Origin of the sequence: Bradyrhizobium barranii subsp. apii (assembly GCF_011516635.5) — a bacterium.
In the GTDB taxonomy this organism is placed as follows: Bacteria; Pseudomonadota; Alphaproteobacteria; order Rhizobiales; family Xanthobacteraceae; genus Bradyrhizobium; species Bradyrhizobium barranii.
Genome location: NZ_CP096255.1, coordinates 2,471,145 through 2,486,274, shown reverse-complemented (window position 1 = coordinate 2,486,274; position 15,130 = coordinate 2,471,145). Strand labels below are relative to the sequence as shown.

14 protein-coding genes are annotated in these 15,130 nt (G+C 65.4%); 4 read left to right on the top strand and 10 right to left on the bottom strand.

Translation table 11 applies throughout. The features are described 5' to 3' along the window. Nucleotides 1–90 precede the first annotated feature (90 nt). Together HAP41_RS11915 and HAP41_RS11910 are read right to left on the bottom strand one after the other, a co-directional pair. On the bottom strand, nucleotides 91–804 hold the full coding sequence (locus HAP41_RS11915; RefSeq protein ID WP_166101946.1) for an alpha/beta fold hydrolase: 714 nt from the start codon (nucleotides 802–804) through the stop codon (nucleotides 91–93). Between the two features lie 72 nt (nucleotides 805–876). Further along, complete coding sequence (locus tag HAP41_RS11910; protein ID WP_248577195.1) at nucleotides 877–1,305, bottom strand: DUF983 domain-containing protein; 429 nt, start codon at nucleotides 1,303–1,305, stop codon at nucleotides 877–879. A 79-nt stretch (nucleotides 1,306–1,384) separates the two neighbouring features. Here HAP41_RS11910 and HAP41_RS11905 point away from each other — a divergent pair, with 79 nt between their 5' ends. Beyond that, a complete protein-coding gene (locus tag HAP41_RS11905) occupies nucleotides 1,385–2,755 on the top strand; it encodes an aminotransferase-like domain-containing protein (protein ID WP_166101955.1) in 1,371 nt (456 codons plus the stop codon). A gap of 7 nt (nucleotides 2,756–2,762) precedes the next feature. Here HAP41_RS11905 and HAP41_RS11900 read toward each other — a convergent pair whose 3' ends face one another. Further along, complete coding sequence (locus HAP41_RS11900) at nucleotides 2,763–3,023, bottom strand: hypothetical protein (RefSeq protein ID WP_166101958.1); 261 nt, start codon at nucleotides 3,021–3,023, stop codon at nucleotides 2,763–2,765. A 231-nt stretch (nucleotides 3,024–3,254) separates the two neighbouring features. Between HAP41_RS11900 and HAP41_RS11895 the strand changes: the two genes are divergently transcribed. Beyond that, nucleotides 3,255–3,998 (top strand): sulfite exporter TauE/SafE family protein, encoded by a 744-nt coding sequence (locus tag HAP41_RS11895; RefSeq protein ID WP_166101963.1) that lies wholly within the window; start codon nucleotides 3,255–3,257, stop codon nucleotides 3,996–3,998. Here the strand turns inward: HAP41_RS11895 and HAP41_RS11890 are convergent. The 5 genes from HAP41_RS11890 to HAP41_RS11870 all read right to left on the bottom strand — a co-directional run bounded on the left by HAP41_RS11890 (nucleotide 3,995) and on the right by HAP41_RS11870 (nucleotide 12,052). Beyond that, entirely contained in the window at nucleotides 3,995–5,275 is a 1,281-nt protein-coding gene (locus HAP41_RS11890; protein WP_166101970.1) for an O-antigen ligase family protein, read from the bottom strand. The two genes, HAP41_RS11895 and HAP41_RS11890, sit on opposite strands and share 4 nt — an antisense overlap. 90 nt (nucleotides 5,276–5,365) lie before the next feature. Then, the gene (locus tag HAP41_RS11885; protein WP_166101976.1) at nucleotides 5,366–6,772 is read right to left on the bottom strand and encodes an MATE family efflux transporter; all 1,407 of its coding nucleotides are present in this window, start codon (nucleotides 6,770–6,772) and stop codon (nucleotides 5,366–5,368) included. A gap of 57 nt (nucleotides 6,773–6,829) precedes the next feature. Next, a complete protein-coding gene (locus HAP41_RS11880) occupies nucleotides 6,830–8,629 on the bottom strand; it encodes an ABC transporter ATP-binding protein (protein ID WP_166101979.1) in 1,800 nt (599 codons plus the stop codon). A gap of 499 nt (nucleotides 8,630–9,128) precedes the next feature. Beyond that, nucleotides 9,129–10,712, bottom strand: coding sequence for a DHA2 family efflux MFS transporter permease subunit (locus HAP41_RS11875; RefSeq protein ID WP_166101982.1), 1,584 nt, complete (start codon nucleotides 10,710–10,712; stop codon nucleotides 9,129–9,131). A gap of 29 nt (nucleotides 10,713–10,741) precedes the next feature. Further along, the gene (locus tag HAP41_RS11870) at nucleotides 10,742–12,052 is read right to left on the bottom strand and encodes an HlyD family secretion protein (RefSeq protein ID WP_166101986.1); all 1,311 of its coding nucleotides are present in this window, start codon (nucleotides 12,050–12,052) and stop codon (nucleotides 10,742–10,744) included. 199 nt (nucleotides 12,053–12,251) lie between these two features. On the opposite strand from HAP41_RS11870, the gene HAP41_RS11865 reads away from it, so the two are divergent. Both HAP41_RS11865 and HAP41_RS11860 read left to right on the top strand, forming a co-directional pair. Beyond that, a complete protein-coding gene (locus tag HAP41_RS11865; protein WP_166101991.1) occupies nucleotides 12,252–12,887 on the top strand; it encodes a TetR/AcrR family transcriptional regulator in 636 nt (211 codons plus the stop codon). 54 nt (nucleotides 12,888–12,941) lie between these two features. Next, nucleotides 12,942–13,283 carry a DUF6665 family protein gene (locus tag HAP41_RS11860; RefSeq protein WP_166101994.1) on the top strand — a complete coding sequence of 114 codons (342 nt, stop codon included), beginning with the start codon at nucleotides 12,942–12,944 and terminating at the stop codon, nucleotides 13,281–13,283. A gap of 18 nt (nucleotides 13,284–13,301) precedes the next feature. Here HAP41_RS11860 and HAP41_RS11855 read toward each other — a convergent pair whose 3' ends face one another. Both HAP41_RS11855 and HAP41_RS11850 read right to left on the bottom strand, forming a co-directional pair. Then, the gene (locus tag HAP41_RS11855) at nucleotides 13,302–13,889 is read right to left on the bottom strand and encodes a histidine phosphatase family protein (protein WP_166101997.1); all 588 of its coding nucleotides are present in this window, start codon (nucleotides 13,887–13,889) and stop codon (nucleotides 13,302–13,304) included. Nucleotide 13,890: 1 nt separating this feature from the next. Next, nucleotides 13,891–15,096: an extensin-like domain-containing protein gene (locus HAP41_RS11850; RefSeq protein WP_166102000.1), complete on the bottom strand. Its 1,206-nt coding sequence runs from the start codon at nucleotides 15,094–15,096 to the stop codon at nucleotides 13,891–13,893. Between the last annotated feature and the right edge of the window lie 34 nt (nucleotides 15,097–15,130).

Genomic DNA, 15,130 nt, shown 5'->3' with positions numbered 1-15,130 from the left:
GCACGAGCCCGGAATCCATTCATCCACCGACTCTGCCGCCTGATGGATTCCGGGCTCTCGCTTCGCGAGCCCCGGAATGACGGCTGCGAACTAAGCGACAATCTCGTTCAACACGCCCATCAAAGCCTCGGGCGCCGTCACGTTCGGCGCATGACTCGCATCGAGCTCGAAATAGCGCCAGCCCTCCTCGTTCTTCGTGCGCTTCGCGAACTGCCCGAACACATCGCCCGGCGGAATGCGCTTGCAATAGATGTAGCTGCGCGGCATCGCCGGCTCGCCATGCTCGAGCTTGAGCCTCGTCTCGAAACATTTGATCGGCATGTTGATGCGGCGCGCATTGAGCCAGTCGAGATCGGCCTGCGGCGTATCCGGCGGCGGTGGATTCGGCGGGATGCGGTAGCCGTCGCCCGCGGCAGTCGCCTTGCGCATCGGCTCGCGGCCGCCCTCATTGAGATCGAACAGCGACTGGCCGTCACGCGGCACGAAGGCGTCGAGATAGATCAGTTGCGTGACGCGCTCGCGCGCGCGGTCGGCAACACCGGTCGCGACCATGCCGCCATAGCTGTGGCCGAGCAGCACGATGTCGTCGAGGTCCTCGAACTTGATGACGTTGAGGATGTCCTGGATGTGCGTATCCAGATCGATCGCGGGACTGGCCAGATGCGCGCGCTCGCCGAGGCCGGTGTAGGTCGGCGCCACCAGGCGGTGGCCGGCCTGCGCCATCAGCGGATGCATCTTCTTCCAGGCCCATCCGCCGGACCATGCACCATGACAGAGCAGAAAAGTCTTCGCGCGTGCGGCCATCGGCGTTTCCATCGTTCTTGTTTGTACGATGGAGTGTAGCGGCCGCGCGCGCGATGTAAACGCTGCGGCCTCTCAGGCCGCGCGGGTGTTCGCCTTCACGAGGACGGGCGCAACCGCCTCGCGCCGCAGCTTGCCCGCCTCAAAACCATGCATGCCGATCTGCCATTGCAGGCCGACGATGGCGCCCTTGGTCGGCTGCAGCAGCGCGAGCGAAGCGAACAGCGTCACGGGCAGCCACACGGCCAGTTGCAGCCAGACCGCCGGCGCGTAAGCCGTCTCGACCGCGAGGATCGCCGGTACGACGAGGTGACCAACCACGACCATCACCAGATAAGCCGGGAAGTCATCGGCGCGCTGGTGAAACAGCTCCTCGCCGCAATGGTCGCAGCTGTCGGCCACTTTCAGGAAACGGCCGAACATGTGTCCTTCGCTGCAGTTCGGGCACTTGCCCAAGAAGCCGCGCCACATCGCTTTCGTGAGAGAGACTGAACCGGTTGCCATGACAGCACCTCTTCCTTTTCGCTGATCCATACAATAATATCTTGCATCCATACATTCAAAGGATATGGGCCTAAATTGCATGGATTGGACCCCTACAATCTCGGAGCTGAGCGGGCCGCGCTACCAGCGCATCGTCGAGGCCATGGAGGCCGACATCGCCGCGGGCCGGCTGGTGCGCGGCCAGCAGCTGCCGACACAGCGCGCGCTGGCCAAGGCCCTCGGCATCGACCTCACCACGGTGACGCGCGCCTACACCGAGGCGCGGCGCCGCGGCATCATGGAAGCCCGTGTCGGACAAGGCTCATTCGTATCCGAGACCAGCGCGCGCCGCGCGGTCGACCTGCCGCATCCGGTCGCGATCGACCTCTCGATGAACGTGCCGCCGCATCCGCTCGAAGCGCAACTCGATGAGCGGATCATTGCCGGGATGGAAGCCATCCGCGCGCAATCGGGCCTGACGGCGCATCTCAACTACCAGCCGCCCGGCGGCAGCGCGCATGAGCGCGAGGTCGCGGCCCGCTGGATGCGTGCACGGGTTCCGCACGCGCACGCCGACAGGCTCGTGATCTTTCCCGGCACGCAGACGATCCTGTTCAACCTGCTCGCGCATTTCGCACGGCCCGGCGACGTCGTGCTGACGGAAGCGCTCACCTTCCCCGGCATCAAGGCCGCCGCGGCGCGGCTCGGCGTCAAGCTCGTCGGTGTTGCCATAGATGACGGCGGCATCCTGCCCGATGCGCTGGCGAAGGCCTGTCGCGCGCACAGGCCGAAGGCCGTCTATCTCATTCCGACGCTGCACAATCCGACCACCGCGACGCTTTCCGCCGAACGGCGCAACGCCATCGCAAAGATCATCAGCGATTCCGATACGGCGCTGATCGAGGACGATGCCTACGGGCTGCTCGACCGTTCGGCATCGCCGATCGCAAACCTCATTCCGGAGCGGACCTATCTCGCAACCACGCTGTCGAAATGCATCGCGCCGGCGCTGCGCGTCGCCTATCTCGTGACGCCCGACAACGCCGCGCAGCGCGACATGCGTGCCGGCTTGCAGGCCACCGTGCAGATGCCGGCGCCGCTGATGGTCGCGCTGGTGACGCATTGGATCGAGAACGGCATCGCCGATCGGATCATCGCCGCCATCCGCAACGAGGCGATCGGCCGCCAGCAGATTGCGCAGCGCGCGCTGAAAGGCATTCAGTTCCTGGCCAAGCCCGCCGCCCATCATCTCTGGCTGCGGCTGCCGGAGGGCCGCCCCGACGTCGCCGCGCATCTGTTGCGGAATGGACTTGCAGTCGTCGCCGGCGATGCTTTCACTGTGGACGGAACACCGCCGCATGCCGCGCGCGTCTCGCTCGGCGCCGCGCGCAATCGATCGGAGCTGACGGAAGCGCTGCGCATCCTGGTCGGCGCGCTGCACAGGCCGGCCGACACAAGGCAGATCGTCTAGACTCTTCTTATTGGTGGTGACGGCGGTGGCGCGGGCGAACGACCGGCGTCACACCTGACGGATAGGCCGCATAGGCCTCGCTCGGTGCCACCGTCTCGCCACGAGCCTGGCGCGCCGCAGGCGTGAGCTGGCCGCCGTTCAGCACATCGCGGTCGGGATGGGCGGCCTGATAGGCCGCGGGTTCGGAGAACTGCGCCTGCGCCATCGTCGGCATCAGGGCCGCCGCAGACAGCAGCGCGGCTGCAACGGCAATCTTCGTGCGGGTCATGGTCGTTCTCCATCATCTCGTTCGGGGAAAGGCCAATGAAAGCGCATCATGGCGTCGGGCAGGCCCCCGGATTGAAGTATGGTCATCATGTAGGCCTGCCTTTGGCGAATGCCCGCGGTTGGGGATCACGCTTGCGTGCGGTTTTGGAATTGACCTGCACGGCCGCAGCCGTGCTATGCGGGCGTTGGCGATCAACAGTTCGGGATCGTCCGTTGCGACAAGGACAATCTGTTGGAAACGCTCACTTATGCGCTGCTGCTGTTCGGCGCGCTGGCCGGCGGCTTCGTCTCGGGACTGGCCGGCTTCGGGACCGCGCTGATGGCGCTCGGCATCTGGCTCTACGTCCTGCCGCCCTCGCTCGCGATGCCCCTGGTGCTGATCTGCTCGGTGATCGCCCAGACCTCGACGCTGCCGTCGATGTGGAAGAGTTTTGACCTGTCGCTGGTCTGGCCGTTCCTGATCGGGGGCCTGATCGGCGTGCCGCTCGGCACCATGCTGATCGCCTCCGCCGATCCAAAAGTGTTCAAGCTGAGCGTCGGCGTGCTGATCCTGATCTTTTCGACCGCTCTCTATCTCAACAAGAGGCCCCTCGCCGTGACGTTCGGTGGCCGCATTGCCGACGGCGCGATCGGCTTTGCCGGCGGCATTCTCGGCGGCCTCGCCGGATTGTCCGGGCCGCTGCCGATCCTCTGGGCCAATATCCGCGGCTGGAACAAGCACGAGCGGCGCGGCATCTTCCAGCTCTTCAATTTCACCGTGCTCGCGACCGCGCTGATGTTGCAGACGGCGTCGGGCCTCGTCGAGTTCAAGGTGGTCTGGCTCGCGCTGGTCGCCTTCCCGGGCACGCTGATCGGCGCCTGGGCCGGCGCCCGCGTCTATCACGCGCTGAACGACAAGCATTTTGGCGACGTCGTGCTCGGCCTGTTGTTCCTGTCGGGCCTCACCCTCGTATGGAACAGTATTGCCGCGCTCTAGCTCGATGCTCTCTTCGCGGCGAGCGCCATGCCGCCGGCGACGCCGACACCGAGCACGTAGATCCAGCCCGAGGTGAAATCGAACAGATGCGTGTTGAGCAGTGAGGACAGCATGTTCTGCACCACAACCAGCATGCCGATCCAGCAGGCCAGTCCCTCGCCGAGAAACATCAGAAGGTGCGCGATCCACAGCGCGTAGAGGACCAGCACGCCGACGATGCCCCACTGCACGGCGTTGCTGAGGGTCTGATTGTGCGGGTTGCTGACGATCTCGCCGCGCAGCGGGTCGTCGTGCGGATTGGCGGCCACGCTGGCGAACAGACCGCGGATCGAGCCGGTGCCGTGCCCGATCAGCGGCGCGTCGGCGATGAACCCGAAGGACTTCCGCCAGTATTCGAGACGCGAGCCCATGCCGCTGATCGAATTGTTGTCGGCCTCCAGGCTCCTTTCATAATCGCTCTGGAACTTGCCGACGGTCGCGCGCAGATGCGGCGAGACGGCCCAGAGCGCCACGGCGATCAACGCCGTCGCAGCGCCGGCGACGAGCGCCGCCCGCCAGCGCAGATGCAGCAGTGCAAACACCACGAGCAGGACCGGCAGCGTCACCAGCGCCGTGCGCGAGACCACGACGAACATCATGTTGGCGAGGAAGCCGAGCGCCAATACGGCGAATAACGCCGCGATCCGAACGCGGCCCTGCTGGACCAGCGTCACGATCGGGTACACCAGCGCGATCGCACAGAGCGCGAATTCCTGGCTCTGGTCGATATAATTGCGCACGGCAATCCCGCTCTCGACCTGGTAGGGCCCGCGCGACAGATAGAGCTTTAGCGAGAGCCTGGGATCGATCGCGACAGTGAAGGAGTACAGCATGAGCAGCGTCCAGGAGACCAGGAACGCCGCAAAAACCCATTTGCCGTAGGGCCAGCGCTCGAACTGGTAGATCAGCAGCGGGATCACCAGCAGTTTTGCCGGCGGCCCGAGCGCGTGCAGCCGCTCGGCCCAGGGCGCAACCGACCAGAGCGTGCCGACGAGTGCCAGCACGAACAGCGCGATCGGCAGCAGGCAGATCGGGCGCAGCAGCGAGCGCGGGAGTTCGCGAAGGTCGATGAAAGCAAAGGCGATCAGCCAGGGCACGAGCGCAAAAGTCACGCCGGTGGTGCTCCAGGGCAGCAGCAACGCGACCAGCGCAACGAAGCGGGCCGGTGTGCGGTAGCGCGCCGCCCAGATCGCGGAGTGCCAGGACGCTCGTCCCTGCTCGTTCAACACCTCGGTCATTGCTGTCCCTTGCAGATTCGCGGCCCACCCACGGCGCGGCAAACTAGCCGGAGCCGTGGGTGGGCGACAAGCGCGCGTCCGTTCGATCTGCTACGCGGGCTCGCGCATGGGAGGCACAACCGGCTCGGGATTTGCCGGCTTCGTGACCTTCTCCTGTGCCGGCAGCGCAAGGCGTTTTCTGAACTCCCGGAGCAACAGCCACACGCTCAGGGCGGCCTGTAGCGTGGTCGTCGCGATCGACAAATACCAGACATGCTCCATCCGGAAGCCCGGCCACGTCGAGAGCCAGATCGACGGCAGGGAATAGGTGAGAACCCGCGTCGCCGAGGTCCACAACACCGGCTTGGTGTTGCCAAGCCCCTGAAACATGCTGGAGCAGGTAAAGATCAGCCCCTGCGCCACCATGTTGAGCGAGACGAGGCGCAGAAACAGCGACGCAACCGCCATCGTCTCCTGATCCCTCGAGAAGCCGGCAAGCAACAGACCGGGCGCGAACTGCGCGAGGATCATGAAGACAATCATCACGGCGGTCGCGATAAGCGACGCCTTGACAAAGGTCTCCCGCACACGTGCGCCATTGCCGGCGCCGAAATTCTGGCCGGCGATGGGCCCTGCAGCAAGGGCGATGGCGAGCGCCGGCATCTGGATCAGCCCGAGGAGACGCGTCCCGATGCCAAACCCCGCCTGCGCCGCTGGACCAAAGACGCTCAGCACGTAATAGCCCACGGCCATGATGATGAAGATCATCGCAAATTCCCCGCCGGCGGGCAGGCCGACATTGAGGATTCTCTTCCACTGCCGCAGCTGCGGCCGCCATTGCTCGGGGTGAAACGCGACGTATCGCTCCAGCTTGAGGAAATAACCGAGCAGCATCAGCACGCCGACGAAGACGGCGATCGAGCTGGCAAGGCCGGCACCGGCGACACCGAGCGCATGTCCGGTGCCCCAGCCCGTGATCAGGACCGGCGCCAGCGCGATGTTGATGACCACGGCAAGCGCCTGCACCAGCATGCTCGGCCGCACGATACCGGTCGCCCGCAATGCGGATGCCATCACTTGCGTGGCGAATTGCAGCGCCAGCGCCGGCATGAACCAGAGCAGATAAACGGTACCGGCTTCGACCGTAGCTTCGTCGGCTGCAACCGCGCGCATGTAGGGGCGCGACAGCGCGAAGCCCGCGACCAATGTCAGGATCCCGAACAGCACCGACAGGACGACCGACTGGTTGAAGACCAGATTGGCGTCGTCGCGGTCTTTCCGCCCCACGGCGTGCGCCATCAGCGCAACCGTGCCTACGCCGAGCACCTGCATCAGCGCATTGACCAGAAAGCCCGCATTACCGGCCGCCGCGACGCCGGCGATCGCCGCCTCGCCCAGACCCGAGACGAAATACAGATCGACGAGCTGACAGATCATGATCGTGATCATGCCAACCACGATCGGAGGCGCCATGCTCAGGATGTGGCTCACGATGGAGCCGCGCGTCAGGTCCTTCATCTCATTCCATCCTTAACGGCGTGACCGCGGGACTTTCGTCCCGCTGCCGCGCGCCTCTCATTCCGCCGCCGCGATACGCCCGAGCTCCACCACCTGGCGCTCGAACAGACCGCGATAGATGCCCCCTGGCTTGCCCGCGAGCATGGCATGGTTACCTTGCTCGACGATCTCGCCACGGTCGAACACCAGGATCCGATCGAGGCTGCGCACCGTCGACAGCCGGTGCGCGATCACGATCGAGGTGCGGCCCTTCATCAGCCGCTCCATCGCCTGCTGGATCAGCGCCTCCGATTCCGAATCGAGGCTCGAGGTCGCCTCGTCCAGGATCAGCACCGGCGCGTCCGCCAGGAAGGCGCGCGCCAGCGCCACACGCTGCCGCTCGCCGCCCGACAGCTTCACGCCGCGCTCGCCAACCAGCGTGCCGTAGCCCTTCGGCAGGCGCAGGATAAAGTCGTGCGCATTCGCCAGCCGCGCCGCATGCTCGATGGCCTCCAGGCTGGCACCGGGCCGGCCATAGGCGATGTTCTCTGCAAGCGTGCGGTGGAACAGGATCGGCTCCTGCTGCACGATCGCGATCTGGCTGCGCAGCGATTGCTGCGTAGCGTGCGCGATGTCCTGCCCGTCGATCAGCACGCGGCCACCGGAGACGTCGTAGAGCCGCTGCACCAGCTTGACGAAGGTCGTCTTGCCGGAACCGGAGCGGCCGACCAGGCCGACGCGCTCGCCGGCGCGGATCGTGACCGACAGTCCGTCATACAGTGGCGCGCGGTGTCCGCCATAGTGGAACGTGACGTCGTCGAACACGATCTCGCCGGCCTCGATCGCGATCGGTCGCGCACTGGCCGCATCGGCAATCCCGATCGGCTCGCCATGGATCGCCACCAATTCGTCCATGTCGTTGACCGAGCGCTGGAGGTTGTTGATGTGCATGCCGACGTCGCGCAGATAGGCGTGGATGACGTAATAGCTCGTCAGCACATAGGTGACGTCGCCGGGCGAGGCGTGCCCGGACATCCACAGCAGCACCGCGCCGCCGATCACGGACGCACGCAGGCATAGCAGCAGCGAGAGCTGCGCCATGGCCGTGTAGTTGTAGCGAAACCAGGTCCGCCGCACGCGCACGCGCCAGCGGTTGATGACGCGGGCGAGCCGCGTATCCTCGCGCGCTTCGGCGCCGAAGGATTTCACCACGGCGTTGCAGGTCAGCGCGTCCGCCAGCGTACCGCCGACCTTGGTGTCCCAGGCGTTGGAGACGCGCGCGGCCGGCGCGATGTAGCGCGTCGAGAACAGCACGGTGATGGCGACGTAGAAAAGCGCGCCCACCGCGATCACCGCGCCGAGCGACGTCCAGTGCAGGCCGATCAGGACCATGGAGCCGATCAACACCAGCAGAGACGGCGCCAACGCCATCAGGATGGTGTCGTTGAGCAGGTCGAGCGCCCACATGCCGCGGGTGACCTTGCGCACCGTGGAGCCGGCAAAGGAGTTGGCGTGCCAGTCGGTCGAGAAGCGCTGCACGCGCGTGAAAGCCTCCTGGGCGACATCCGACATGATCTTGAGCGTGAACGGGACGATCGCCTGGAGACCGATCAACCTCAGCACCACGGAGGCCGCACCGAGCGCCACGATGGCGCCGAACGCAACCAGCGCCGCGCGGCGCGCGTCGGGATCGGACGAGCCGCGCGTCAGCGCATCGACCATATGTCCGGAGAATACCGGCATGAACAAGTCGGCGATGGTTGCGCCCAGCAGGCCGCCGGCCACGATCAGGCCGCGTCCGGGCTGCTTCAGCCAGTGCCGGAATACGAAGGGCAGCACCACGCGTATGGCCGCGGGCCTTTTTGACAGAGAGGTCATGACATTATCCGGCCGCTTTCGGCGCAGGCCGGCTCCATCGACGGACGCAAGTCCGCCACGGAGGGCTGACCGGCATCACTCACAGCTGATTTTGACTTGGGAAGTGGAGAGATCGGGACTCGTGACCCGATCGAATCTGGCGGAAGGGGCCTCTAACAGGCCGCGTACATACCGAACCAGGCGATCATCGAGCGCGGGCGTACGATCTGCGAATGCGACGAAATCATGCAAATCCCTCCCCGGTTGGCTTCAATGAGGTGCGCTTTATAGATGTATCGTTTCCGGTTTGCAACGGGGCTCCCGCGAATTCACGGACGAGTGTTGCAATTTGGTGCGTGGCGCCTTGGTCCGGCATCGCCGCCGCCTCAATCTCCGCTGTCAGGCCCCGGCTTGACCGGGGCATCCAGTACTCCGCGGCGGTAGTAAGCTCACACAACTTCCGCCGCGGAGTACTGGATCGCCCGCCTCCGCGGGCGATGACACCTCGTAAGCCGCTTGCCTAATGCGCGTCGCCGCCACCGGTCATCGAGGCCGGTTTGCTCAGCAGCGTGACCAGCAGGCTGAGGCCGAGATAAAACAGCGTCAGCGCGAAGAAGGCGTCGCCAAAGCTCATCACCACGGCCTGGCGGTGCACGATCTGGCTGAGCTGCTTCATCGCCATCAGCGTGGAATCGCCGAGCCCCTGGAATTTCTGCATGAACATGGTCAGGGTTTCGGTCGCGGTCGCATTGCCCCAGGTCACCCGCTCCTGAAGGCGGGTGATGTGCAGGTCGGTGCGGTTGTTGAGCACGGTGTTGATGACGGCAAGGCCGACCGCGCCGCCGAGATTGCGCATCAGGTTGAACAGGCCGGAGGCGTTCTTCACCCTGTCGGGCGCCAACGTTCCGAGCGCGATGTTGTTGGTCGGCACCATCGCGAACATCATGCCGATGCCGCGCAGGATCTGCGGCACCAGCAGCTCGTAGAAATCGTAGTCGCGCGTGATCCAGGTCATCTGGTAGGAGCCGATCGCGAACACGATGAGGCCGAACGCGATCATGTAGCGCATGTCGACCTTCACCATGAGACGGACGACCAGCGGCGCGACCAGGAACATGGTGATGCCGGAGACGAACATGGTCTCGCCGATCATCAGCGCGCTGTAGCCGCGCACTTCGGCGAGGTAGCGCGGATAGATGTAGGTCAGGCCGTAGAGGCCGATACCGATGCAGAACTGCAGGACGCAGCCGACCGCGAAATTGCGGTTGGAGAAGGTGCGCAAATTGACGATCGGTTCGGCCGCGGTGAAGACGCGCCAGAAGAAGGCGATCGCCGAGATCGCGCAGATCCAGACGCAGATCGCAACGGACGTGTCCTGCATCCACTCATGTTGCGGACCTTCCTCCAGCACGTATTCCAGCGTGCCGAGGAAGCCGGCCATGAAGAGCAGGCCCCACCAGTCGAAGCGGTCGAGCAGCTCGAAATGCGGCTCGTCGAAATCGACCAGCGCCAGCACGCCCAGGGTGATGCCGATGCCGGGCACGACATTGATGAAGAACAGCCAGTTCCACGACATCAGATCGGTGATGTAGCCGCCGACCGTCGGGCCGATCGTGGGAGCCAGGGTCGCAACAAGCCCGATGATGGGACCGACGATGTGGAATTTGGAGCGCGGGAATACGGTATAGGCCGAGGCGAACACGGTCGGGATCATGCCGGCACCCAAAAAGCCCTGAAGGGCACGCCAGAGGATCATCTCCTCGATCGTGGTGGCGAAGCCGCAGAGCAGGCTCGAGGCCGTGAAGCCCGCGGCCGAGATCGCGAACAGCAGCCGCGTGCCGAAAGCGCGCGACAAAAAGCCCGACAGCGGGATCGCGATGACCTCGGCGATCAGATAGGCGGTCTGGACCCAGGCGACCTCGCTGGAGCTTGCCGACAGGCCTGCCTGGATTTCACTGAGGGACGCCGAGACGATCTGGATGTCCAGGATCGACATGAACATCCCGAACACCATGATGATGAAGGCGAACAGCCGCTTCGGCGCGATGCGCTCCGAGTCGGGGTTCGCCATCATGGCGGGTGAGGCGGTGGTGGCGTTGGCCATGGTCTGACCTCGCAGCGCTCGATTTGTGGCTACTGCGGGTGGATCGCGGTGGGATCGTCGAGATCGATCTCGCTGTCGGCGTCGGCCGCGCCCTTGTTGGTATCGACGGTCGCATACACCGACATGCCGGCGCGGAGCAGGTTCTGCTTCGCCACCGACTTCGGCACGCGGATGCGGACCGGCACGCGCTGCACGATCTTGGTGAAGTTGCCGGTGGCGTTGTCAGGTGGCAGCAGCGTGAACACCGAGCCGGAGCCCGCTGCGATGCTGTCGACGATTCCGGAGAACTTGCGCATGCCGTAGGCATCGACCTTGATCGTCACCGGCTGGCCGGGACGGATGCGCTTGAGCTGGGTTTCCTTGAAATTGGCGTCGATATTGACGTCGTCGAGCGGCACGATGTTGCCGAGACGCTGGCCGACCGCGACGAAGTCGCCGGCGCTGACCAGGCGGTTCGAGAACGTGCCGTCGACCGGCGCGCGCACCGCGGTGAAGGCGAGATCGCGCTCGGCCTTGGCGAGCGAGGTCTTGAGCTCGGCGAGCTGCGCCTGCGCTTCGGCCTGCTGCGCCTTGGTGACGTGGACATTGCTGACCGCGACGTCGTAGGCGGCCTGGGCGGCCTTGACCGCGGCGGCGCCCTGGTCGCGTCCGGCTTCCGAGCTTTCGAACGTGGCGCGCGAAGCAAAGCCCTTGCTGCTCAGCGCCTGCTGGCGCTCATAATCGAGATCGGCGCGCTTGAGGCCCGCCTCGGCCGAGACGAGCTGCGCCTTGGCCTGTGCAACCTGGCTGTCGAGCGCTGCAATCTGGCGGCCGATGCGATCGATGGTGGCCTGCTGGGTCGCGATCCTGGTCGCGGCGGCATCGACCGCGATCTTGTAGTCGCCGTCATCGATGCGGAAGACGACGTCGCCGGCGCGCACGGTCGTGTTGTCGCCGGCGAGGATCGAAGAGATGTGGCCGGCAACGCGCGCGCCCAGCATGGTGTTGTTGGCGCGGACATAGGCGTCGTCGGTGGAGACGTAGAAGCGGCCGACCAGCGTGTAGTAGCCGGCATAGCTCGCGGCCGCGAGCGCCAGCACGAGGCCAACACCCATCAGGACGAATTTGCGCTTGCCGGGCTTCGGCCCGTCGGCGGCAGCGGGTGCAGCCGGCTTGTCGGTCACGGGCGTCTCCGGCGCCTCATTGGTGCGGCGCTTGGTTTCCTCGGCCACATGAGAGCGCAACTGCTCGGCAAGGGCGACGGATTTCTCGGTCGCAGCTTCACTGCCGGCCTGCCCCGGCGTCGTCTCCACCGCTTCCTGGCGAAGGACACGCGCAGCCTGGTCTCTCGATACGGCCATAAAGGCCTCCCCAACAAAAAAGCGGCGACCAGGGACGGCCGTCCTGCGGCCGGTTCCCTCTCGCCCATTCCAAATATCATTGACCGAACGGTTCGGTCAACATAGATAATATTCCCGGGCAGGACCCTACTGGCCCGAATCCTTTATTTGGGTTTCATGGGTCGGGCCCGATCCAGAAACCTTCAGAGACGCTGAACCAATGGTTGTAGCCGGCCGCGAACATCTCCACATCGTCCAGGTGGAGGACAGCTCCAAGCGCCGCCAGATCCTGGACGGAGCCCGCAAGGTGTTCATGGATCTCGGTTTCGACGGCGCCAGCATGGGCGAGATCGCGCGCGCCGCGCAGGTCTCCAAGGGCACGCTCTACGTCTACTTCGCCGACAAATGCGCGCTGTTCGAAGCCATCCTTGAGCAGGAGGCGCTCCAGCACGGCCAGGTCGTTTTCAATTTCGATCCCGCGCGCGACGCCGAGACCACGCTGAAGGATTTTGGCCGGGCCTATATCCATCTGCTGTGCCGGCCCGGCGGCGGTTCGGCGATTCGCACCGTGATGGCGATCGCCGAGCGCATGCCCGACGTCGGCCGCCGCTATTATCTGCGCGTGCTGGACAAGACCATCAACCGGCTCTCCGAATATCTCAAAATCCATGTCGCCTCCGGCGATCTCAAGATCGACGATTGCGATCTGGCGGCGTCGCAGTTCATGGAGCTGTGCAAGGCCTCGCTCTTCCTGCCCTTCGTCTTCCAGGCCGCGCCTGCGCCGTCGGAAGAACGCATGACCGAGGTCGTCGACAGCGCGACGCGGATGTTTCTGGCGGCGTACAGGGCGAAGTAGCAGCAGCGGGCCACGCGTTGCGCAGCCCGCTGCCGCGGCATTATATTAAGCGCCATGTCCCGTGATCTTCGCCCGCCCGTCGATATCCTCCATTACGAGATCGTCCAGGAACAGGCCTCAGCGCTTGGACGGATGGGCAGTGCACTCGAACAGAGTCTTGCGCGCTTGCGCGAATTCGACGCCGCTCACGCGCGCTCGGAAGTGCCGGCCTCAATGCAAGCGGCGCGGCGCAAGCTGGTGATGGAAGCCGGCCAGGCGCTCTGGATGCTCGTGGTGCAACGTGAGGCGACCGGCTTGCGCGACAGCCGCCATATCATGCGGACCTACAACGTTCCGGGCGAGGTGCAGCGGTGCATGGGGCTGGTCCCCGCACCGTCAAAGCCGCTCTCGAAATGATTGTCCGGCGCCCTGGAGCTAGGCCCCGATCTCTTCCATCTTGCGCCACCCATGCAGGACGCGGCGCCCCTCCCGGGTGAATGCGAAGCAGTTGCCGCCGCCGGCCGCCTGATCGTGAACGCGATCGATTGCGTGACTGGCATAGTGGCAGAACAGCAGCGTGCCGACGGCACCGTGGCCGACGAAGAGAACATCGCCGGGACGGTTGCGGGCGAGCGCCGCCTCGGTTTCGCGCACGATGCGCGCCTGCGCATCGACGGCGCGCTCCCAGCCGCGAACGCTGAGATGCGGCTGCGCGAAAAACTGGTCGGCGACCTCCTCGAACTCGGCCGGTTTCAGGAAGCCGGTCGCCGAACGGTCGTTCTCATGCATGGCCTCGCGGATCTCGATCATGATTCCGAGGCGGCCCGCGATGATCTCGGCGGTCTCGATCGCCTTGCGCTCGGCGCTCGAGACGATCTGCGTGGTGCTCGCGAGCCAGCCCGCATTCGCCAGCGCTTCGGCGCGCGCGCGACCGACCGAATTCAGGCCCCATTGCGGCACCGGCACGGCGGGATCGATTTGCACCTGCGGATGGGTGAGATAGCGGACGATATCGGCGGTCATCTTACTCGTCGGCGTACTCGTCCTCTTCCTGCTTGCGCGTCGCGCTCTTGCGCGTTCCAAGCGAGCCCGTGACATAGGGATCACGCCGACCGGCGTAAGGGTTGCGCTGCTGCGCGCGGCCGGCGACCTCGTCGCCCGAGGTAGCGGCGGGCTGGCAGATCAGGCGGCGGCTGGCGCGGCGCATCAGATCCACATGGATATGATCGTAGTGATAGACGTTCGAGCCCGGCGCGAGCACCGTGGTGAAATGCGCGCACGCGCCCGACTGCACGTCGCGCAGGAACCCCTGCTCTTCCGGCATGCCGCGCCAGCCGTCCTTCACGGTGACGCGGCGGCCGTCAGCGAGCACGAAGGCGGCGATGTCGAGCGCGTTGCCGAAGGCGTGCTCGGAAATGTGGGCGTGCGAGTTGCCGTTCATGCCGCGGCAGGAATAGGCGGAGATCTGCTTGATCTCGACGACGCGGGCGCCGAACCAGCGCATCGCCGATGGCTGCACGGTATCGGCGAGCCAGCGATCGAGCTCGGAGACGATCGGACAGGCGAGCGTCGCGGTCGGCTTGATCGCGACGGGGCCGACGGCGATGACGGGATTGCCCTGCGCCGGACCAAGACGCGGCAAGGGTTGTTGCGCGGGCGCCTGCGAGTACGGCGCCGGCCGCGCCGGATAGCTCGGCGCATTCATGTAGCGTGCGGCGCCCGCGGCATCGGTGCCCTCGGGCGGTAAGTCGATCTCGTCCTCTTGCTGTGCCACGCCGGGCGCGTTCAGCGACATCGGGCCGGGCGAATTGCCATAGCCGGAGGGCTGGCGCACCGCGCTCTCGGGATAGTTCGACCGCTGCGGATAGGAGGATGACGGATAGTTCTGGTTCTGCGGAGCGTTCGATCGCGGCTGCGTCACCGGCCATCGCGGCTGGCCGCCGACACTCCCCGGCGGACGTAGTTCCTCGTCGGCGAAGCCATAGCTGCCCGAGGCTTCGCCGATGGCGGCGACCTTCAACGGGAACTCGGCGCCGCACATGCCGGGGCCCGAGATCGGGTCGATGCGGACGAGATCCGGCCCCTCTTTCACCGCGCCCGATTTCAGGCATGCGGCTTCGGCCTCGGCCCGCCACGGTTCGCGTTCGGCCTGGAAAAAGCCGCGTCCGCAACCCGCAAGCGAAACAAGGACGATGGAGCCGACGAGATACAAACGAACTCCGCGCGTCATGCACGCACGTTCGGTGAATTTACTTAAAGACTCT